We start from the raw sequence: 18,994 nt of genomic DNA on the forward strand, positions 1-18,994 counted from the left end.
GCGCCTTGACGGTGGTAAGGGCCGGGAACCCCTCGGGGTGCCCGGCCCTTCGGCATGCTGCCCCGGCCGCCCCCCGCCGCACCCCTGCCCCTCCGCCGGCGCCCTCAGGTGGCGCCTCAGGTGCGCGGCCCGCCCAGTTCCACCGCCGTGCAGCGCCAGCGGAGGTCGGGGCCCTGTTCCAGGCGGAAGGCGAGGGCGCGGAGCTGGTCGCCGGCGCCGATGCGGGCGAAGGCCTCGACGGCGCCGGGACGGGGGACGTAGTAGCCGATGTCGCGGACGACGGGACGGGTGCCGCGGGTGCGCAGGGTGCCGGCTTCGGCGAGCCGGGCCAGGTCGTCGTACGCGCGGCCGACGGTGTGCCGGAGCATCCAGTGGACGGGGCGCCGGCCACTCAGCACGGCGAGGAGACGGTCGGCGAAGAGGTCGGTGGGGCGGGGCCGCGGAGAGGCCGCCGTGGCCGGGTTGCGGGGCGGGGTGCCGCCGGGGCGGCGGGGGTCGCGGCGGTTCGGGGGGCGGGTGCCGGGACGGTGCTGTGCCGCTGCCCTGGTCATGACCTTGTTCATGGAAGACCCCGTTCGGCGGGCCCGGCGGGTACCGGGCGGTAACTTGCTGGTGGGGATCTTGTACGGGCCCGAGGACGGCGTCGGCAAGGAAGGTGCCGGCCGGTGTCGAAGGGCCGGGAGGTTCACCTATCCGAGTGGCCGGCACGGCGGGGAACCCCGTGGCGCCGGGGCAGACCCGGGTGAGTCGCGGGACGCCGGGTGGACGTCCGGCATGCCGTGGGCGGGAACCCGAAAGAGGACTCCACACGTATCCTGAAGAGCCTCAGCGGAGCCTCCGACCGAAAGAGCGGCCAGTATGCGCGTCTACGTCCCCCTGACCCTCTCCGGGCTCGCCGAGGCCCACAAGACGGGTGAGCTGGGGAGCGGCCCGCTCGTCGCCTACGCGGTCACGCCCGGGCTGCGCGAGTGGTATCTCTCCGACGACATCGAGGAACTGGAGTACGCGGCGCTGAGCCGGGCCGCACTGGCGTCCCTGCGCCTGCTGGCCGCGGAGCCGGACACGGCGCGGCGGCGTGTCGTGGTCGCCGTCGACGTGCCCGACGGCGCGGCCGCCGCCGACCCGGACCGCGGGCTCGACCCGGCGGCGCTCGGCGAGGTGCGGGTGGCCGGGCCGGTACGGCTGGCCAAGGCGGCGGCGGTACACGTGGACGCGGACGACGCTGAGGCGGACGTGGCGGCCGCGGCCGGGGCGGTCGAGGCGGCGGACGGCGGCGACGACGACGCGCAGTTCGTCGTGGACGGGGCCGAGGACCACGAACTGCTGTGGTTCGCGACGCAGGAGATCCCGAACCTGGTGGGGCTCGGGTAAGCGAAAGCAACCGAAGCAACCTAAGCAACCGCTGTGACCTGCGGGATCGCCCGCCGGTTCCATGATTGTCAGTGGCGGCGGGTACGTTTTCGGGCATGGGGATGCACTCAAGCGCGCACATCGTCTGGGACTGGAACGGGACGCTGTTCCATGACAACGACGCGATCATCGGGGCGACGAACGCGGCGTTCGGCGAGCTGGGGCTGGCGCCGATCACACTGGAGCAGTACCGGTCCCTGTACTGCGTGCCGGTGCCCAGGTTCTACGAGCGGCTGCTGGGGAGACTGCCGACCGACGCCGAGTGGGAGGTCATGGACGACATCTTCCACCGGTACTACACCGAGCACCGGGTGCGGTGCGGGCTGACCGAGGGCGTGGTGGACCTGCTGACGGCGTGGCGGTCGGCGGGGCGCAGCCAGTCACTGCTGAGCATGTACGTGCACGACGAACTGGTGCCGCTGGTGCGCGGGTTCGGGATCGAGGCGCACTTCATCCGGGTGGAGGGGCGGACCGGGCCGTCCGGGGGCAGCAAGGCCGAGCACATGGTGCGGCATCTGGAGGCGCTGGGCGGGGCGGGGGTCGAGCCCGCGCGTACGGTGGTGATCGGGGACGCGGCGGACGACGCGGTGGCGGCGCGGTACGTCGGGGCGGGGGCCGTGCTGTACACCGGGGGGTCGCACAGCCGGGCCAGCCTGGAGGAGGTGGGCGTGCCCGTGGTGGACACGCTCGCGGAGGCTGTGGCGGAGGCGGAGCGGCTGGCGGCCTGAACTCGCCGACCGGCCGACCCCGCCTCGCGCACACGTCGGTTCAGGTCACCGGCGCCTTCGCGCGCAGCACCTTCAGGAACTCCCGCATCCAGCCGGAGTGGTCCGGCCAGGCCCGGGCGGAGACGAGGGTGCCGTCGACGACCGCCTCGGCGTCCTGGAAGGTGGCGCCGGCGGCCTGCATGTCGAGTTCGAGGGCGGGGTAGGCGGTGACGCGGCGGCCGCTGAGGCTGTCCGTGGCGGCGGTCAGCAGCGGGCCGTGGCAGATCTGGGCGACCGGCTTGTCGGTGTCGAAGAACGACTTGAGGATCTTGCGGACCTCGGGATCGTTGCGCAGATACTCGGGAGCGCGGCCGCCGGGGATGACGACGGCGACGTACTGGCCGGGGTCGACCTCGGAGAAGGCGAGGTCGGCGGGCCAGGTGTAGCCGGGCTTCTCGGTGTACGTGTCGAATCCGGGTTCGAAGTCGTGGACGACGAATCGCAGCTGCTTGCGGGTGGGGGCGGCGATGTGGACCTCGTAGCCCTCCTCGCGGAGGCGCTGGTAGGGGTACAGGACCTCCAGTGACTCCGCTGCATCGCCGGTGACGATGAGGATCTTGGCGGTCATGTCGGGCGGCTCCTCTCGGGAGGACAATCCCTGTCTACGGCAAACGTCCCTCCGATGAGCCCGGTTGCCAAGAGGACCCGCCGCTTTCCGGGGAGACACTTCCCTGACGGACCGCGCGCGCCCCGGAGGGCCGCGGATACGCCTTCCCGGCCGTCTCCACCCCTGTGCATAACGTCAAACTTCCACCCCGGGATTTGTACACATACGGCTCATGACGGGCCCCCGGTCAGGAGCGATAGCCTTGTGGCGTGATCAGCGCGATAGTTCGCGGAGGCACCGGTGCCTTCGCCCTGCGCCCGGAGCACACGGACGACATCCGTGGCCGGGCGGCAGTCGCTGGTCCTCGCGGGCGGGACGGGGGCGCAAGGGTCCCCGAGGCGCCGCGCGCTCCCCGGGGAAAGACGCCGCCGAGAGCAGCGTCACACCCGTCGGGCGCGCCGAGAATGGCTGATTACCCCCCGCTCCTCTCACCTTGCGGCATAGCGTCGGATCGGACCGGACACCCCGGGCCGTGGCGGCGAGCCGGAAGGAAAGAGGCCGTACTTCCTTCTACGTCACGCAACGGCGCGCGACAGGAGCCAGAGGACAATGCAGACCAAGCTGGACGAAGCCAAGGCCGAGCTGCTCGAGAGGGCTGCTCGGGTAGCTGAGAACAGCCCGGTCGGGGGGCACCTACCGACTGGGATCACGGGCGAGGGCATTCCGGGCACGCCGGGCAGCCCGGACCAGGAATCCATGCTCGCGTTCCTCCAGCGCTACTACCTGCACACCGCCCCCGAGGACCTCACCGACCGCGATCCGGTCGATGTCTTCGGAGCCGCGGTCTCGCACTACCGCCTGGCCGAGAACCGCCCCCAGGGCACGGCCAACGTGCGGGTCCACACCCCGACCGTCGAGGAGAACGGGTGGACGTGCAGCCACACCGTCGTCGAGGTCGTCACCGACGACATGCCGTTCCTCGTCGACTCGGTCACCAATGAGCTGACCCGGCAGGGACGCGGCATCCACGTCGTCATCCACCCGCAGTTCGTCGTCCGGCGCGACGTCACCGGCAAGCTCATCGAGGTGCTGCCGACCCCGCCCGCCGACGGCGAGCTCCCGCACGACGCGCACGTCGAGTCCTGGATCCACGTCGAGACCGACCGCGAGACCGACCGCGCCGACCTCAAGCAGATCACCTCCGACCTGGTGCGCGTGCTGTCCGACGTCCGCGAGGCCGTCGAGGACTGGGAGAAGATGCGGGACGCGGCGCTGCGCATGGCCGAGGGCCTGCCGGACGAGCCCGTTCCCGGTGATCTCGCCGAGCCCGAGGTCGAGGAGGCCCGCGAGCTGCTGCGCTGGCTGGCCGCCGACCACTTCACCTTCCTCGGCTACCGCGAGTACCAGCTGCGCGGGGACGACTCCCTGGCCGCGGTCCCCGGCACCGGGCTCGGCATACTGCGCTCGGACCCGCACCACTCCAGCGACGAGCAGCACCCCGTCAGCCCGTCCTTCGAGCGGCTCCCGGCCGACGCCCGGGCCAAGGCCCGCGAGCACAAGCTGCTGGTGCTGACCAAGGCCAACAGCCGTGCCACCGTGCACCGGCCGTCCTACCTGGACTACATCGGCGTCAAGAAGTTCGACGCGGACGGCAATGTCGTCGGCGAGCGCCGCTTCCTCGGCCTGTTCTCCTCCGCCGCCTACACCGAGTCCGTCCGCCGGGTCCCGGTGATCCGCCGCAAGGTCGACGAGGTCCTGGAGCGCGCCGGGTTCTCGTCCAACAGCCACGACGGCCGCGACCTGCTCCAGATCATGGAGACCTACCCGCGCGACGAGCTCTTCCAGACCCCGGTCGCCGAGCTCCAGTCCATCGTCACGTCGGTGCTGTACCTCCAGGAGCGCCGGCGGCTCCGGCTCTACCTGCGGCAGGACGAGTACGGCCGCTACTACTCCGCGCTGGTCTACCTGCCCCGCGACCGCTACACCACCGGCGTCCGGCTGCGGATCATCGACATCCTGAAGGAGGAGCTGGGCGGCACCAGCGTCGACTTCACGGCCTGGAACACCGAGTCGATCCTGTCCCGGCTGCACTTCGTCGTCCGTGTCCCGCAGGGCACCGAGCTGCCGGAGCTCAGCGACAGCGACAAGGACCGCATCGAGGCCCGCCTGGTGGAGGCGGCCCGCTCCTGGGCCGACGCGTTCGCCGAGGCGCTGACCGCCGAGTGCGGCGAGGAGTACGCGGCCGAGGTGCTGCGCCGCTACTACAACGCCTTCCCCGAGGGCTACAAGGCCGACCACAGCCCGCGCGCCGCGGTCGCAGACCTCGTCCACCTGGAGCGGCTGAGCGAGGACAAGACGTTCTCGCTGAGCCTGTACGAGCCGGTGGGCGCCGCGCCCGAGGAGCGCCGGTTCAAGATCTACCAGAAGGGCGGCACGGTCTCCCTCTCCCACGTGCTGCCGGTGCTGAGCCGGCTCGGTGTCGAGGTCACCGACGAGCGGCCGTACGAACTGCGCTGCGCGGACCGGACGACCGCGTGGATCTACGACTTCGGGCTGCGCATGCCCAAGGTGGCGGGCGGCGGCGCGGAGTACCGCGGCGACGACGGCCGTGAGCGCTTCCAGGACGCCTTCGCGGCCACCTGGACCGGCCGCGCGGAGAACGACGGCTTCAACGCCCTCGTGCTGAGCGCCGGCCTGACCTGGCGGCAGGCGATGGTGCTGCGCGCGTACGCCAAGTACCTGCGGCAGGCGGGCTCCACTTTCAGCCAGGACTACATGGAGGACACCCTCCGCAACAACGTCCACACCACCCGGCTGCTCATCTCCCTGTTCGAGGCGCGGATGTCGCCGGACCGGCAGCGCGCCGGGCTGGAGATCGTCGAAGCCCTGCTCGAGGAGCTCGACGCGGCCCTGGACCAGGTGGCGAGCCTCGACGAGGACCGCATCCTGCGTTCCTTCCTCACCGTCATCAAGGCGACGCTGCGCACCAACTTCTTCCAGGAGACCCGCGGCGGCGAGCCGCACAGCTACGTCTCCATGAAGTTCGACCCGCAGGCCATCCCCGACCTGCCGGCGCCGCGCCCGGCGTACGAGATCTGGGTGTACTCGCCGCGGGTCGAGGGCGTGCACCTGCGCTTCGGCAAGGTCGCCCGGGGCGGCCTGCGCTGGTCGGACCGGCGTGAGGACTTCCGTACGGAGATCCTCGGCCTGGTCAAGGCGCAGATGGTGAAGAACACCGTCATCGTGCCGGTGGGCGCCAAGGGCGGCTTCGTCGCCAAGCAGCTGCCGGACCCGAGCGTGGACCGCGACGCGTGGCTGGCGGAGGGCATCGCCAGCTACAAGACGTTCATCTCGGCGCTGCTGGACATCACCGACAACATGGTGGCCGGCGAGGTCGTGCCGCCGCGGGACGTCGTGCGGCACGACGAGGACGACACCTACCTCGTGGTCGCGGCCGACAAGGGCACGGCGACGTTCTCCGACATCGCCAACGAGGTCGCCCAGGCGTACGACTTCTGGCTCGGTGACGCCTTCGCCTCCGGCGGCAGCGCGGGCTACGACCACAAGGGCATGGGCATCACCGCCCGCGGTGCCTGGGAGTCCGTCAAGCGGCACTTCCGGGAGCTGGGCGTGGACACCCAGACCCAGGACTTCACGGTCGTCGGCATCGGTGACATGTCCGGTGACGTGTTCGGCAACGGCATGCTGCTGAGCGAGCACATCCGGCTGGTCGCCGCCTTCGACCACCGGCACATCTTCATCGACCCGAACCCCGACGCGGCCGTCTCCTACGCCGAGCGGCGCCGGCTGTTCGAACTGCCCCGCTCCAGCTGGGAGGACTACAACACCGACCTGCTGTCGGCGGGCGGCGGCGTGTTCCCGCGCAGCGCCAAGGCCATCCCGGTCAACGCGCACATCCGCGAGGCGCTCGGCATCGAGGGCAAGGTCACCAAGCTGACCCCGGCCGACCTGATGAAGGCGATCCTCAAGGCCCCGGTGGACCTGCTGTGGAACGGCGGCATCGGCACGTACGTCAAGGCGGCCGGCGAGTCCAACACGGACGTCGGCGACAAGGCCAACGACGCCATCCGCGTCGACGGCGCCGACCTGCGCGTCAAGGTCGTCGGCGAGGGCGGCAACCTGGGCCTGACCCAGCTGGGCCGCATCGAGTTCGCGATGCAGGGCGGCAAGATCAACACCGACGCGATCGACAACAGCGCCGGCGTGGACACCTCCGACCACGAGGTGAACATCAAGATCCTGCTCAACGGCCTGGTCGCGGACGGCGACATGACCGTCAAGCAGCGCAACAAGCTGCTCGCCGAGATGACCGACGAGGTCGGCCGTCTGGTCCTGCGCAACAACTACGCGCAGAACACGGCCATCGCCAACGCGCTGGCCCAGTCCAAGGACATGCTCAACGCCCAGCAGCGCTTCATCCGCCACCTGGTGCGTGAGGGCCACCTCGACCGGGCGCTGGAGTTCCTGCCCACCGACCGCCAGATCCGCGAGCGGCTGACCCAGGGCCACGGCCTGACCAGCCCGGAGACGGCCGTCCTGCTGGCCTACACGAAGATCACGGTCGCCGAGGAGCTGCTGCACACCTCGCTGCCGGACGACCCGTACCTGCGCGGCCTGCTGCACGCGTACTTCCCGGCCGCGCTGCGCGAGCAGTTCGCCGACCGGATCGACGGCCACCCGCTGAACCGCGAGATCACCACGACCGTGCTGGTCAACGACACGGTCAACACGGGCGGTACGACGTATCTGCACCGGCTGCGCGAGGAGACCGGGGCTTCCCTGGAGGAGATCGTCCGGGCGCAGACCGTGGCTCGTGCGATCTTCAGCTCGGCGCCGGTGTGGGACGCGGTCGAGGCGCTCGACAACCAGGTCGACGCCGACGTCCAGACCCGTATCCGCCTGCACTCGCGCCGTCTGGTCGAGCGCGGCACGCGCTGGCTGCTGAACAACCGGCCGCAGCCGCTTCAGCTCGCCGAGACCGTCGAGTTCTTCGCCGAGCGGGTCGAGCAGGTCTGGCAGCAGCTGCCCAAGCTGCTGCGCGGCGAGGACCTGGAGTGGTACCAGCACGTGTACGACGAGCTGGCCGCGGCCGGTGTCCCGGACGAGCTGGCGACGCGGGTGGCCGGGTTCTCCTCGGCCTTCCCGACGCTGGACATCGTCTCGGTGGCGGACCGCATGGGCAAGGAGCCGCTGGACGTCGCCGAGGTCTACTACGACCTCGCCGACCGCCTCGGCATCACCCGGCTCATGGACCGCATCATCGAGCTGCCCCGCGCGGACCGCTGGCAGTCCATGGCCCGCGCGTCCATCCGTGAGGACCTGTACGCGGCCCACGCGGCCCTCACCGCGGACGTCCTCGCCGTCGGCAACGGCACCTCGACTCCCGAGCAGCGCTTCAAGGCCTGGGAGCAGAAGAACACGGCGATCCTGAGCCGGGCGCGGACCACCCTGGAGGAGATCCGCGGCTCGGAGACCTTCGACCTCGCCAACCTGTCGGTGGCGATGCGGACCATGCGGACGCTGCTGCGCACGCACTCGTAGGCGTACGCAGGCGTACGACAGCAGGGGGCGCCCCGAGCCGGAGCAGGCTCGGGGCGCCCCCTGCTGATCGGGACATTTCGGACTAAGGTCTGCTGTGTGACAGCGCACCCCCGGGCGGTCCCGGCGCTCGTCGCGGCGGCCTTCGTGCTGCTGCACGTCTTCGGCTACCCGGCCACCCGCTTCTCCAACGACTCCTACCGCTACGCCCGCGAGGCGTACGAGTTCCTCGGCGACTCCCCGCACACGGCCACCCGCAAGGCCGTCGCCGCCTACTGCGAGGACACGGCCAAGCTGGTCCACCGCAACCGCATGCTCGACCAGCTGAAGTTCCGCGGACCGGGCCGCGAGGCCCAGTACGCGGCCGCGTGCGAGAAGAAGTACGCGGGCGGTCTCGCGCCCACCGACCCGCGCTACGAGCGGATCTTCCACACCCGGCCCGCCTACCCGCTGATCGCCGCCCCCTTCGTGGCGCTGCTCGGCGCCAAGCCCGGACTCACCCTGGTCGCACTCGCGTTCACCACGCTCGCCGGATACCTCGTGTACCTGCTGCTGCGCGCACTGCGGGCACCGCCTCCCGCCGCCGTACTCGGCCAGGTCCTCTACTACGTGACCCCCCTCGCCTCCTGGGGCGGCCGGCCGCTCACCGAGGGTCCGGCCCTCGCCCTGATGACCGCGCTGCTGCTCGCCTCGGTGTGGCTGCTGCAACGCCGCGTCCTGCCCGGAGCCGCGCTGTTCACCGGCGCCTTCGCACTCGGACTCGCCGTCAAGTACTCCAGCTTCCTGCTGGTGGCCCCCTTCCTGGCGGCCGCCGCGTGCGCCTCGCTGCTCTTCGTCCGCCGCACCCGGCACCGCGGCACCCATGTGCTGGCCGGGCTCTCGGCGGGCGGCACACTGGCCGCACCGGCCCTGGGCAAGGCCCTGGACCTGCCCGGCATCACCGACTCGCTCCAGGACACCTTCACCCTGCACTGGACCCGGCCCGAGATCGCCGACCCGTGGCGGGCCCTCGCCCGCCTCGACCACGACTACTGGTGGCAGTGGTTCCAGAAGGAGGCCCTGGCCCCCATGCTGCTCCTCCTGCTCGCGGTGGGGGCCTGGGGCGTGTGGCGGCGCTCGGTGCCGGTCGCCCTGTGCGTGATCGCCATGGGCCTCACCGGGGTCGCGACGACGGTGGCGCACCCGCTCGCGATCGAACTGGACCGGTTGTACGTCCCGGTGTGGCTGATCCCCGTGATCGGCGTGCCGCTGGCACTCGACCGGCTGTGGCGTCCGGCCCCGGAAGGGGGGAGCACGGCGTCGCCCGGCCCGGCCGGGTCTACCTCAGCACGCCGGCCACCAGCCGCGCCGCCCGTCGCACCGTCGGGCGGGCGATCCCGCGGGCGACCGGGCGGATCAGGTGGGCGGTGACGCCGACGGGCCGCCAGCGCACCTGGAGGCGGCCCGGGGCGCGGCCCTCGGGTTCCACCGTCAGACGGTGGTGGGCGGTACGGGTGGTCCGGGAGGGGAAGGCCGGGGGAGCCAGCAGGACGCCCGTGTGGGCGAGGCCCTGCTGTGCGATGCGGAGCACGGGGTGGCGGATGCCGTCGAAGCCGTGCAGGGGCAGCGGCGCGGCGGCCGGGTCGAAGCGGACCCGTCCCTCGAAGACGCCGGGGCGCACCGGGTCGAGGCGGAAGGGGAGGGTGAGCCGGCGCCGGCCGGGGCTGAGGAGGAGGGCGGCGCGCTGCGGGCCGACGGCGAGGCGCAGTCCCGGGTCGTAGGTGCGGATCGTCAGGTCGAGCGAGGTGCCGGGTCCGGGGGTGAGCTCCGTTATCTCGTGGCGGAACAGGGCGCTGGGGAAGGGACGCGCGTCCAGCTCCAGATCGGTCACGTCCAGTTCGCGGCGGGCCCAGATCGTCCCCGGGACGCGGTCGCCCCAGTACGTGGCGTCGCCGTCGGGACCGGGTGTCACCTGTCTCGGCGCGACCGCGTGGCCGAGGCCCCGTGCCGCTTCCCGGGCCTCGGGCAGACGGCCGTCGCGGACGAGCTGGAGGACGACGCGCTCCGGACGCGGGAGGCGGGCGTACGCGCCGGGTTCGAGGGAGTCGAGGTACGGGGTGACGATCCGGGCGAAGGACGCCAGCCACTCCTCGTCCCGGTAGGGCAGGTCTCCGGCGTACATCCGGAAGTCGTGCTTGAGGAACTTGTAGTCCTTGTCCTCCCGCAGCGACTCGTGCCCGCTCTCGGTGAGGAACTCGTCGATCAGCCGCTGGACGTGGACGCGGTCGCGGACGTTGGTGAGTTTGTGCCGCTGGTTCGAGATCGAGGCGGCGCCGGCGTCCGCGTTCGGGTCTATGTACCAGTGGTAGACGGGCTGCGGGATGATCGTGAACGACTTCGCCAGGCAGTACGCCTGCGCCGAGAACAGCTGGTCCTCGTAGTGGATGCCCTCGGGGAAGCGCAGGCCGTGCCGGTCCAGGAAGGAGCGGGCGTACATCTTGCTGGTCGCCAGGTGCTCGAACAGCAGGCGGGGGTCCGCCTCGATGCCCCGCACCGTGCGGCGCTCGGCCACCAGGTGGGGCATCCAGGTCGAACGGTGTCCGTTGTCCGCCCGTATGCGCCGCACCGCGCCCATCGCGAAGTCGATCCGGCGCTCGCGGTGCGCGGACAGCAGCAGTTCGACGGCGTTCGGGGGCAGTTCGTCGTCGCTGTCCAGGAACATCACGTACGGCGCACGGGCGATCTCCAGGGCGCGGTTGCGCGGGGCGCTGCACCCCCCGCTGTTCTCCGGCAGCCGGAGGTAGTGGATACGGGGGTCCTGCGCCGCCAGCCGCCGCGCCACCGCCGGGGTGCCGTCCGTCGAGTGGTCGTCACTGATGATGATCTCGATGCCGGGGTGGGTCTGCCGCCGCAGCGAGGCGACCGCCCGGGGCAGGCGCGCCGCGTCGTTGTGGACGATCACCGTCACCGTGGCGTCGGGCCGTTCGGGGTACCTGGGGGCAACGGGGGTCGGGACAACGGGGGTCATGAAGCCGCCTCCTCAGGGGTCGGCGCCGGTGTGCGCTCCTCGACGGGGACCACCGGCGGCAGCGATTCCTCGCTCTCGCCGAGGAAGACCCGCCGCACGACGCGCTCGGCGGCGCGCCCGTCGTCGTACTCGCAGAAGCGGCGCCGGAAGGCGGCCCGTGCCTTCGTCGCGCCCTCGTCCCGCCAGGCTCCCGTGGTGAGGATCTCCGCCAGTTCCTCCTGGGTGCGGGCCACCTGGCCCGGCGGTTCGGCCATCAGGTCGAAGTAGACGCCGCGGGTCGTCGCGTACGTCTCCCAGTCGTCGGCGTAGACCACGATCGGGCGGTCGAGGCAGGCGTAGTCGAACATGATCGACGAGTAGTCCGTGACCAGCGCGTCCGCCGCCAGGCACAGGTCCTCGACCGGGTCGTACGCCGAGACGTCGACGACCCTCCCGGTGCGGCGCAGGCCGGCGAGCGGGGAGGCCGAACCGTCGTAGAAGTAGTGGCCGCGCACCAGCAGGACGGTGTCCTCGCCGAGGCGGTCGGCCAGGGTCGCCAGGTCCAGGCGGGGGGTCCAGCCGGCCTCGTAGTCGCGGTGGGTGGGGGCGTACAGGACGGCCCGCCGGCCCGGCGCGATGCCCAGGCGGTCGCGGACGGCCCGTACTCCCCCGGCGTCGCAGGTGTGGAAGACGTCGTTGCGCGGATAGCCGTGGTCGAGGGACGTGTACCGGGCGGGGTAGGCGCGCTCCCACATGCGGGTGGAGTGGCTGTTGGCGGAGACGCTGTAGTCCCACTTGTCGACGCGGGCCAGCAGGGCGGCGAAGTCCATGCCCTTGGCGGCGGCCGGGTGCTCCATCTGGTCCAGGCCCATGCGCTTGAGCGGGGTGCCGTGGTGGGTCTGGAGATGGATCGCGTCGGGCCGTTTGACCACCGAGTTCGGGAAGTTGACGTTGTTGGTGAGGTACTTGGCCGTGGCCAGCACCTCCCAGTAGCGGCGGGTGCCGGGGACGACGTGGTCGGTGCCGGGCGGCAGGAGCGGCACGTTCTCCTTGGTCACCACCCACACAGGGTGGATGTGCGGGGCGAGTTCGGCGAGCTTCGCGGCGATCGCGGCCGGGTTGCAGGCCACCCCGCGGTCCCAGTAGGCGGCGAACACCGCCAGGTGGGGGTCGACCGGGCGGCCGAGGGCCCGGCGGTACTGGTGGTCGCGGAGCTGGGCGCCCAGTCGCCGCCTGCCGGTCCGCAGCGTCGCCTTCGCCGTGCGGCGGGTGCGGTTGGCCACCTGGAAGGCGCGGTAGCGGGTGTAGGCGCCCTCTTCGAGCAGGGCGCGGCGGACGCCCTCCAGGCCGGCCGGGCGGTGGTGGTCCGGCGCGCGCCAGCGGACCGCCGCCAGGGAGGCCCGGCGGAAGAACTCCCGGGCCACCGGCTCGGGCAGGGGCTCGCGGGCGAAGGTGCGCAGCAGTTCGCGGACCATGAGGTCGTAGAGGACCGCGCGGGTGGCGGGGCGGTCCTTGGCCAGGGACAGCAGCGTCTCGTAGCGGTCGACGAGGGCGTAGCGGTCCTCGGGGGCGACGGGGGGCAGGCTCTCGGCGCGCAGTCGGCGGTCGTCGTACGCCACCTGGTTCAGGCAGGCGATCCGTCCGGCGTGCAGCAGCGTCGCGTACGCCGCGCGGGGCTCGTCGTCGGTGCCGAGCCGCTCCTGGTGGGCCCGCCAGAAGCCGGCGCGCAGGGCGCGGTTGCCGAGCAGCGGGGCGAGGCGCAGCAGGTGGGGGGCCTCGTCGAGAGGGAGCTCGGCGCGGCCGGCCCGGGCCAGGAGGTGGCCGCCGCCGGAGGGTCGGCCGGAGGTCTGCCAGGTGCTGGTGACGTGGTCGAAGAGGAGGACGTCGACCTCGTCGGGCAGTTCGGCGGCGCGCTCGGCGACCATGCGGGGGGCGCCGACGGGCAGGCCGTCCTTGGCGTGGACGAAGTGCAGCCAGCGTCCGGACGCCCGCGCGGCGCCCGCCGCCCGGGCCGCCGCGTCGCCCGTCCCGGCCGGCAGGGGCAGCACCACTGTCTCCGGGGAGTGCGCCTCGGCGGTCTCCCGGGCCCAGTCGCCGACCGCGGCCACGATGACCTCGGCGTCCGGGAGCGGGTGGGCGTCCAGGGAGTCGAGGAGTTCCGTCAGGTGTCCCTGGGTGTTCGGCCCGTGGACGATGACGCTGAGCTCGGGCATCGCGGGGGACTCCTTCGCCTCGACGTCACCGGGGTCACACCTTTCATCTCATAATGTCACCAATGGGATGAAAGGTGCGGACCTGGTTGCGCCGGCTGGGGGTCCTGCCGGCCGCGGTGGCTACGCGGTCTGCAGCGGCTTCGGCTGGGGCGTCTTCTTCGGCGCGGCCTTGGGGCCCTTGTCGCCGGTGAAGGCCTCGTACTCGGCGAGGACCTCCTCCGTCGGCCCGTCCATGCGCAGCTCGCCGCGCTCCAGCCACAGCACCCGGTCACAGGTGTCGCGGATCGACTTGTTGTTGTGGCTGACGAGGAAGACCGTGCCCGCGTGCTTGCGCAGCTCGCGGATGCGCTCCTCCGAGCGCTTCTGGAAGGAGCGGTCGCCGGTGGCCAGCGCCTCGTCGATCATGAGGACGTCGTGGTCCTTGGCGGCGGCGATGGAGAAGCGAAGGCGGGCGGCCATGCCGGAGGAGTAGGTGCGCATCGGCAGGGTGATGAAGTCGCCCTTCTCGTTGATGCCGGAGAAGTCGACGATCTCCTGGTAGCGCTCCTTGATCTGCTCGCGGGACATGCCCATGGCGAGGCCGCCGAGGTAGACGTTCCGCTCGCCGGTCAGGTCGCTCATCAGGGCGGCGTTGACGCCGAGCAGGGAGGGCTGGCCGTCGGTGTAGATGTGGCCGTTCTCCACCGGGAGCAGGCCGGCCACCGCCTTCAGCAGCGTCGACTTGCCGGAGCCGTTGGTGCCGATGAGCCCGATCGCCTCACCCCGGTACGCGACGAACGAGACGTTCTTGACCGCGTGCACCTTGCGGACGCCCGCCGCCTTCTCGGCCTGCTTGCGGCGCAGCATGCGGTTGAGGGCGGCGGTGGCGGTGCCGCGTCCGGCGCCGGTGCCGTTGACCCGGTAGACGATGTCGACCCCGTCGGCGATGACGGTGGGGATGCGGGTGTCGCTCGTGTTGTCAGCCACGGCCGTACGTCTCCTCAGCCTTCCAGAAGTAGATGAAGCCGCCGACCCCGGCGAGCAGGGCCCAGCCCGTGGCCGCCGCCCACACGTGCGGGGGCAGCTGGTGGGCGTGGAAGCTGTCGATCAGCGCGAAGCGCATCAGGTCGATGTAGACCGCGGCGGGGTTGGTCTCCAGGGCGATCGTCAACGCGTGGGGCAGATGGTCGCCCTTGGTCAGCTTGTCGATGCTCCACATCACGCCGGAGACGTACATCCAGGTGCGCAGGATGAACGGCATCAGCTGGGCGATGTCGGGGGTTTTCGCACCCATCCGGGCCATGATCATCGAAACGCCGGCGTTGAAGGTGAACTGGAGCACCAGCACCGGGATCGCCAGCACCCACGAAGCGGAGACGGGGACGCCGAAGCAGAGCAGGATGACGACCAGCGCGGCCATCGAGAACAGCAGCTGCTGGAGCTGCTGGAGCGCGAACGAGATCGGCAGCGCGGCCCGCGGGAAGTGCAGCGCCCGGACGAGGCCGAGGTTGCCGGAGATCGCCCGGGTGCCCGCCATGATCGAGCTCTGGGTGAACGTCCAGATGAACACGCCGGTGACCAGGAACGGGATGTAGTCCGGGACGCCGTGCTTGGTGTTCAGGAGCACGCCGAAGATGAAGTAGTAGACCGCCGCGTTCAGCAGGGGGGTCATGACCTGCCAGATCTGGCCGAGCTTCGCCTGGCTGTACTGGGCGGTGAGCTTGGCGGTGGCGAAGGCGCTGATGAAGTGGCGCCGGGCCCAGAGCTGGCGGACGTACTCGGGCAGGGAGGGGCGGGCGCCGCTGACCGTGAGGCCGTGCCGGGCGGCCAGGGCCGCGAGGTCGTCGTCGGCCGGGACCGGGGTCGCGGGCGGTGTGTGGAGGACCTGGCTCACATCCGCTGCTTTCGTTCGGGGGGAGGGGGTGCGTGCGTCCGGGCTGCCGCCGGGTCCGCGTCGCCTTGCGTTTCCTTACGCGTCTCTTCACGTTCTCTTACGTCGGGACGGGACCGTATCGTCGCAACGTGAGAGTAGGGCCGATCGACGTCGGAACGCAACCGTTTCGTCGTAACGCCCTATGCTGGACCGTATGACGACGAACGCCGACGAGCCCCAGACGCGTCCGCGCCGACGGACCCCCGCCGGGGCCGCCGTGCTCCGGGAGGACGTGACCGAGGCGATCCGGGCGGCCGTCTTCGAGGAACTGGCGGCCAGCGGCTACGCGCGCATGTCCATCGAGGGCATCGCGCGCCGCGCCGGAGTCGGCAAGACCGCCGTTTACCGCCGCTGGCGCTCCAAGCTGCACCTCGTCCTCGACGTCGTCTCGGCGCTCGCCGTGATGGGCCTGCCCGTCCCGGACACCGGCTCCCTGGAGGGCGACCTGCGGCTGCTCTACGAGCTCACTTCCCGCGCGCTGCGCCACCCCGTCGCCTCGCAGATCATCCCCGACCTCCAGGCCGAGGCGGCCCGCAACCCCGACATCGCCGAGGCCATGCAGAAGGCCCTGCGGGACGGCCAGGAAGGCGTCGCCAGCAAGATCATCGCAGCGGCCGAACAACGCGGCGAAGTCCGCGCCGGCATCAACGACGAACTGGCCCTCGACCTGATCTCCGGCCCCCTGTACTGGCGCTCCGTGGTGATCCGCAGCCCGAAACTCCCCAAGGGCTACCTCCCCGCCCTGGCCAAGGCGACGGCGGCGGCACTGAAGGCGCTCTGAGCGACGCCGCCCGCGACCCGGCCGGTCAGCCCGCCAGGCTCAGGGCCGGCCCCGCCAGATCCGTCGCGCTCAGCACCCGGCCGTCGAACCCGGGCCGCACATCTCACCACCCTGCCCGGCCTGCGGGAAGCGGGCGGAGAAGGCGCCCTCGGGCCCGAACTCGAAGGGGGCGCCCAAGGCGTCGCCGACGGCGGAGCCGACGACGGCGCCGACCGCGCGTTCGACGCGTTCGACTCGTTCGGCACGGAGGGGATCGGTCACCCGCGCAGCGTAAGGGCGTTGGGCCTCGGCGGGCGGTCAGGTGCGGGCTGCCTCCGGGTGGAGGTGCAGCCAGCCGTCCCAGGCTGAGGTGATCATGTCTTCGATGTCGTACTTGGCCTGCCAGCCGAGTTCGACGGCGATGCGGTCGGCGGAGGCGACGACGCGGGCGGGGTCGCCGGGGCGGCGGGGGGCGACCGTCGGGGGGCGGTTGTGGCCGGTGATCGCGTTGATGCGGTCGATCATCTCGCGGACCGACACCCCCTCCCCGCGGCCGATGTTGAAGGTCAGGTCGATGCCGGGGGAGGACTGGAGGGCGCGGGCGGTGGCCACATGGGCCTCGGCCAGGTCCACGACATGGATGTAGTCGCGGACGCAGGTGCCGTCCGGGGTCGGGTAGTCGTCACCGAAGATGCGTGGCGCGGCGTCCTGGGAGAGCCGCTCGAAGACCATGGGGATGAGGTTGTGGACGCCCGTGTCGGCGAGCTTCGGGCCGGCCGTGCCCGCCACGTTGAAGTAGCGCAGCGACGCGGTGGACAGCCCCGTGGCCCGGCCCGTCGCCCGCACCAGCCACTCGCCGGCCAGCTTGGTCTCGCCGTACGGGGACATCGGCGCGCACGGCGTCTCCTCGGTCACCAGTTCCCCGTGGCGCGCGGCGTCCGGCATGCCGTACACGGCCGCCGAGGACGAGAACACGAACGACGCGACACCGGCCGCGGTCGCCGCCTCCAGCAGGACCCGCAGGCCCTCCACGTTCTCCCGGTAGTAGTGCAGCGGGCGGTCCACCGACTCGCCCACCTGCTTCTTGGCGGCGAGGTGCACGATCCCGGTGACGGAGTGCTCGGCCAGGGTGCGCGCCAGCCGGACGCCGTCCAGCGTGGAGCCCGCCACCAGCGGGACGCCGTCCGGGACGCGGCCGGCGATGCCGCTGGACAGGTCGTCGTACACCACGGCCTGTTCCCCCGCCTCCGTCATCGCCCGTACGACGTGCGCCCCGATGTATCCGGCGCCGCCGGTGATCAACCAGGTCATGTGCGGCCGTCCCCTCGTTCCGTGGCTCGTGGCCACTCCTCAGTGAAGCAGGCGGCGAAGCCCGACGGCTCCCCGGCGGCCAGGACCTCGGCGGGTGTGGAAAGCACCGCGTCCGTCACATGGCCGGCGTCGTTGTACCCGATGACGACCACGCCTACTTGCGGGGGCTGCGCGAGGAATGATGGGTATTCGCCCGTTAATGGGGGTTCGGCGCTCGATGCGGAAGACGGCCGAAGGAGGCGCGGGGCTCGGTCGCGGGCTGGGTCCGCGCGACCGGGGGCCGGGTGGAGCGCCACAGCCGGACGAGGGAGAGCACGGCGGCCGTCGCGAGGAGCCCGTTGCGCAGCAGCATCAGCAGGCAGCCCGTCCAGGTGCAGCCCATGACCTCGCGGTAGAGCGTGGGATAGGCGACGGCGCTGACCGCGCTCGCCGCCACCACCAGCGCGGCCACCGGGCGCTGGACGGTGTGCCGGGAGGTGAGGCAGACGGCGGCCAGCCCGATCAGCCAGATCATGTACTGCGGGCTGATGACCCGGCTGGTGACGGTGAACAGCAGTACGGCGCACAGCGCGGCGTCGTAGGGCGTCGCCTCGGTCCAGTGCCGGGCCCGTACCCGCCACAGCACCAGCAGCGCGAAGGCGACCGCCGTGAGCGCGAGGGAGGCGTCGGCGACGGCGGAGACGTGCGGGCCGAGCAACTCGACCGCCCCGTACCGGTAGCGGGCCCGGCCGGGCCAGCCGGCGTGGGTGGCGAGGCTGAGGACCGTCCCGCCGAGGGACTCGATCTGGACGCCCCGGTTCCCCTGCTGGTGCACGAAGGCCAGGGAGTTGCGGAACAGCCCGGCGAAGATCCCGAAGGTGATGGCGCCGGCGCCCGCCGCCCACGTCCAGGCCGACCGCGTCGCACGCCCCCGGGGCACCCCGATCAGCACCAGGACCGGCCACACCTTCACCAGCCCGCCCAGCGCCGCGACCACCCCGCCCACGCGCGGGGAGCGGGACAACAGCAGCAAGGAGACGACGGCGAACACCGTGACCTGCACGTCGTACCGCGCGAGCGGGACGTGCAGCAGCAGCGGCAGGGCGCCGACCCACAGCGCCGCCCCGCCCAGGCTGCGCCCGGGCCGGATACCCGCGCGGGCCAGCACCAGCGCGATCAGCGCGTCGGCGGCGAGCGTGAGGGCCACGAACGCCTGGAAATAGGTCAGTCCGGGCAGCAGACCCGGCGCCAGCAGCACCGCCCCCGCGCCCGGCGGGTACTGCCACAGCTTGTCGTGCGCCGGGAAGGCGCCCCGGGACAGGGTCTCGTGCCAGTTGAAGTACAGCCGCCACACCTCGCGCGCCACGGAGCCCCGCCCCAGGAGGAGGGCGGAGTTGTGGGCGAGCAGCCACAGCATCGCGGCACGGGTGGTCAGCCAGACGACGGCGAGGGAGAGCACGCGGCGGTTCATCACCGGGAGCGTAAGCCGCGAGGATGGAGTATTCATGCCGATACGCCGTCAATACTCACCAAACATTGGCTAATCGCAA

13 protein-coding genes and 1 pseudogene are annotated in these 18,994 nt (G+C 71.8%); 5 read left to right on the forward strand and 9 right to left on the reverse strand.

Annotated elements, in window-relative coordinates; all coding sequences use genetic code 11:
* Positions 1-116: 116 nt before the first annotated feature.
* Complete coding sequence (locus tag ACFY01_RS31455) at positions 117-563, reverse strand: Rv3235 family protein (protein ID WP_390739140.1); 447 nt, start codon at positions 561-563, stop codon at positions 117-119.
* Between the two features lie 295 nt (positions 564-858).
* On the opposite strand from ACFY01_RS31455, the gene ACFY01_RS31460 reads away from it, so the two are divergent.
* Positions 859-1,371, forward strand: a complete 513-nt coding sequence (locus tag ACFY01_RS31460) for a DUF6912 family protein (RefSeq protein WP_390739141.1) — start codon at positions 859-861, stop codon at positions 1,369-1,371.
* Between the two features lie 95 nt (positions 1,372-1,466).
* Positions 1,467-2,138: an HAD family hydrolase gene (locus tag ACFY01_RS31465; protein WP_390739142.1), complete on the forward strand. Its 672-nt coding sequence runs from the start codon at positions 1,467-1,469 to the stop codon at positions 2,136-2,138.
* A gap of 40 nt (positions 2,139-2,178) precedes the next feature.
* Here ACFY01_RS31465 and ACFY01_RS31470 read toward each other — a convergent pair whose 3' ends face one another.
* Positions 2,179-2,745 carry a DJ-1/PfpI family protein gene (locus tag ACFY01_RS31470; protein ID WP_390739143.1) on the reverse strand — a complete coding sequence of 189 codons (567 nt, stop codon included), beginning with the start codon at positions 2,743-2,745 and terminating at the stop codon, positions 2,179-2,181.
* Between the two features lie 588 nt (positions 2,746-3,333).
* On the opposite strand from ACFY01_RS31470, the gene ACFY01_RS31475 reads away from it, so the two are divergent.
* Both ACFY01_RS31475 and ACFY01_RS31480 read left to right on the forward strand, forming a co-directional pair.
* Positions 3,334-8,286 carry an NAD-glutamate dehydrogenase gene (locus ACFY01_RS31475; RefSeq protein ID WP_390739144.1) on the forward strand — a complete coding sequence of 1,651 codons (4,953 nt, stop codon included), beginning with the start codon at positions 3,334-3,336 and terminating at the stop codon, positions 8,284-8,286.
* Positions 8,287-8,382: 96 nt separating this feature from the next.
* Complete coding sequence (locus tag ACFY01_RS31480) at positions 8,383-9,693, forward strand: hypothetical protein (protein ID WP_390739145.1); 1,311 nt, start codon at positions 8,383-8,385, stop codon at positions 9,691-9,693.
* Here the strand turns inward: ACFY01_RS31480 and ACFY01_RS31485 are convergent.
* The 4 genes from ACFY01_RS31485 to ACFY01_RS31500 all read right to left on the reverse strand — a co-directional run bounded on the left by ACFY01_RS31485 (position 9,602) and on the right by ACFY01_RS31500 (position 15,355).
* Positions 9,602-11,290, reverse strand: coding sequence for a glycosyltransferase family 2 protein (locus ACFY01_RS31485; protein ID WP_390739146.1), 1,689 nt, complete (start codon positions 11,288-11,290; stop codon positions 9,602-9,604). The genes ACFY01_RS31480 and ACFY01_RS31485 overlap by 92 nt on opposite strands.
* Positions 11,287-13,482, reverse strand: coding sequence for a CDP-glycerol glycerophosphotransferase family protein (locus ACFY01_RS31490; RefSeq protein WP_390739147.1), 2,196 nt, complete (start codon positions 13,480-13,482; stop codon positions 11,287-11,289). The genes ACFY01_RS31485 and ACFY01_RS31490 overlap by 4 nt, the downstream gene beginning before the upstream one ends.
* 120 nt (positions 13,483-13,602) lie before the next feature.
* Positions 13,603-14,448 (reverse strand): ABC transporter ATP-binding protein, encoded by an 846-nt coding sequence (locus tag ACFY01_RS31495; protein ID WP_390739148.1) that lies wholly within the window; start codon positions 14,446-14,448, stop codon positions 13,603-13,605.
* The gene (locus tag ACFY01_RS31500; RefSeq protein WP_390739149.1) at positions 14,441-15,355 is read right to left on the reverse strand and encodes an ABC transporter permease; all 915 of its coding nucleotides are present in this window, start codon (positions 15,353-15,355) and stop codon (positions 14,441-14,443) included. The genes ACFY01_RS31495 and ACFY01_RS31500 overlap by 8 nt, the downstream gene beginning before the upstream one ends.
* A 193-nt stretch (positions 15,356-15,548) precedes the next feature.
* Between ACFY01_RS31500 and ACFY01_RS31505 the strand changes: the two genes are divergently transcribed.
* The gene (locus tag ACFY01_RS31505) at positions 15,549-16,175 is read left to right on the forward strand and encodes a TetR/AcrR family transcriptional regulator (protein WP_390739150.1); all 627 of its coding nucleotides are present in this window, start codon (positions 15,549-15,551) and stop codon (positions 16,173-16,175) included.
* An 87-nt stretch (positions 16,176-16,262) separates the two neighbouring features.
* Here the strand turns inward: ACFY01_RS31505 and ACFY01_RS31510 are convergent.
* The 3 genes and pseudogenes from ACFY01_RS31510 to ACFY01_RS31520 all read right to left on the reverse strand — a co-directional run.
* Positions 16,263-16,436, reverse strand: a pseudogene (locus tag ACFY01_RS31510) (ADP-ribosylglycohydrolase family protein); the annotation flags it as partial.
* Between the two features lie 36 nt (positions 16,437-16,472).
* The gene (gene galE, locus ACFY01_RS31515) at positions 16,473-17,465 is read right to left on the reverse strand and encodes a UDP-glucose 4-epimerase GalE (RefSeq protein WP_390739151.1); all 993 of its coding nucleotides are present in this window, start codon (positions 17,463-17,465) and stop codon (positions 16,473-16,475) included.
* A 196-nt stretch (positions 17,466-17,661) separates the two neighbouring features.
* Entirely contained in the window at positions 17,662-18,915 is a 1,254-nt protein-coding gene (locus ACFY01_RS31520; protein ID WP_390739152.1) for a glycosyltransferase 87 family protein, read from the reverse strand.
* Positions 18,916-18,994: the final 79 nt, after the last annotated feature.

It is taken from the genome of Streptomyces sp. NPDC001480 (genome assembly GCF_042894725.1).
GTDB lineage: Bacteria > Actinomycetota > Actinomycetes > Streptomycetales > Streptomycetaceae > Streptomyces.

Bases quoted from the DNA above. Each gene is read 5' to 3' on its own strand.
- ACFY01_RS31455 (WP_390739140.1), bottom strand. From the start codon at position 563: ATGAACAAGGTCATGACCAGGGCAGCGGCACAGCACCGTCCCGGCACC.
- ACFY01_RS31460 (WP_390739141.1), top strand. From the start codon at position 859: ATGCGCGTCTACGTCCCCCTGACCCTCTCCGGGCTCGCCGAGGCCCAC.
- ACFY01_RS31465 (WP_390739142.1), top strand. From the start codon at position 1,467: ATGGGGATGCACTCAAGCGCGCACATCGTCTGGGACTGGAACGGGACG.
- ACFY01_RS31470 (WP_390739143.1), bottom strand. From the start codon at position 2,745: ATGACCGCCAAGATCCTCATCGTCACCGGCGATGCAGCGGAGTCACTG.
- ACFY01_RS31475 (WP_390739144.1), top strand. From the start codon at position 3,334: ATGCAGACCAAGCTGGACGAAGCCAAGGCCGAGCTGCTCGAGAGGGCT.
- ACFY01_RS31485 (WP_390739146.1), bottom strand. From the start codon at position 11,290: ATGACCCCCGTTGTCCCGACCCCCGTTGCCCCCAGGTACCCCGAACGG.
- ACFY01_RS31490 (WP_390739147.1), bottom strand. From the start codon at position 13,482: ATGCCCGAGCTCAGCGTCATCGTCCACGGGCCGAACACCCAGGGACAC.
- ACFY01_RS31505 (WP_390739150.1), top strand. From the start codon at position 15,549: ATGACGACGAACGCCGACGAGCCCCAGACGCGTCCGCGCCGACGGACC.
- galE (WP_390739151.1), bottom strand. From the start codon at position 17,465: ATGACCTGGTTGATCACCGGCGGCGCCGGATACATCGGGGCGCACGTC.
- ACFY01_RS31520 (WP_390739152.1), bottom strand. From the start codon at position 18,915: ATGAACCGCCGCGTGCTCTCCCTCGCCGTCGTCTGGCTGACCACCCGT.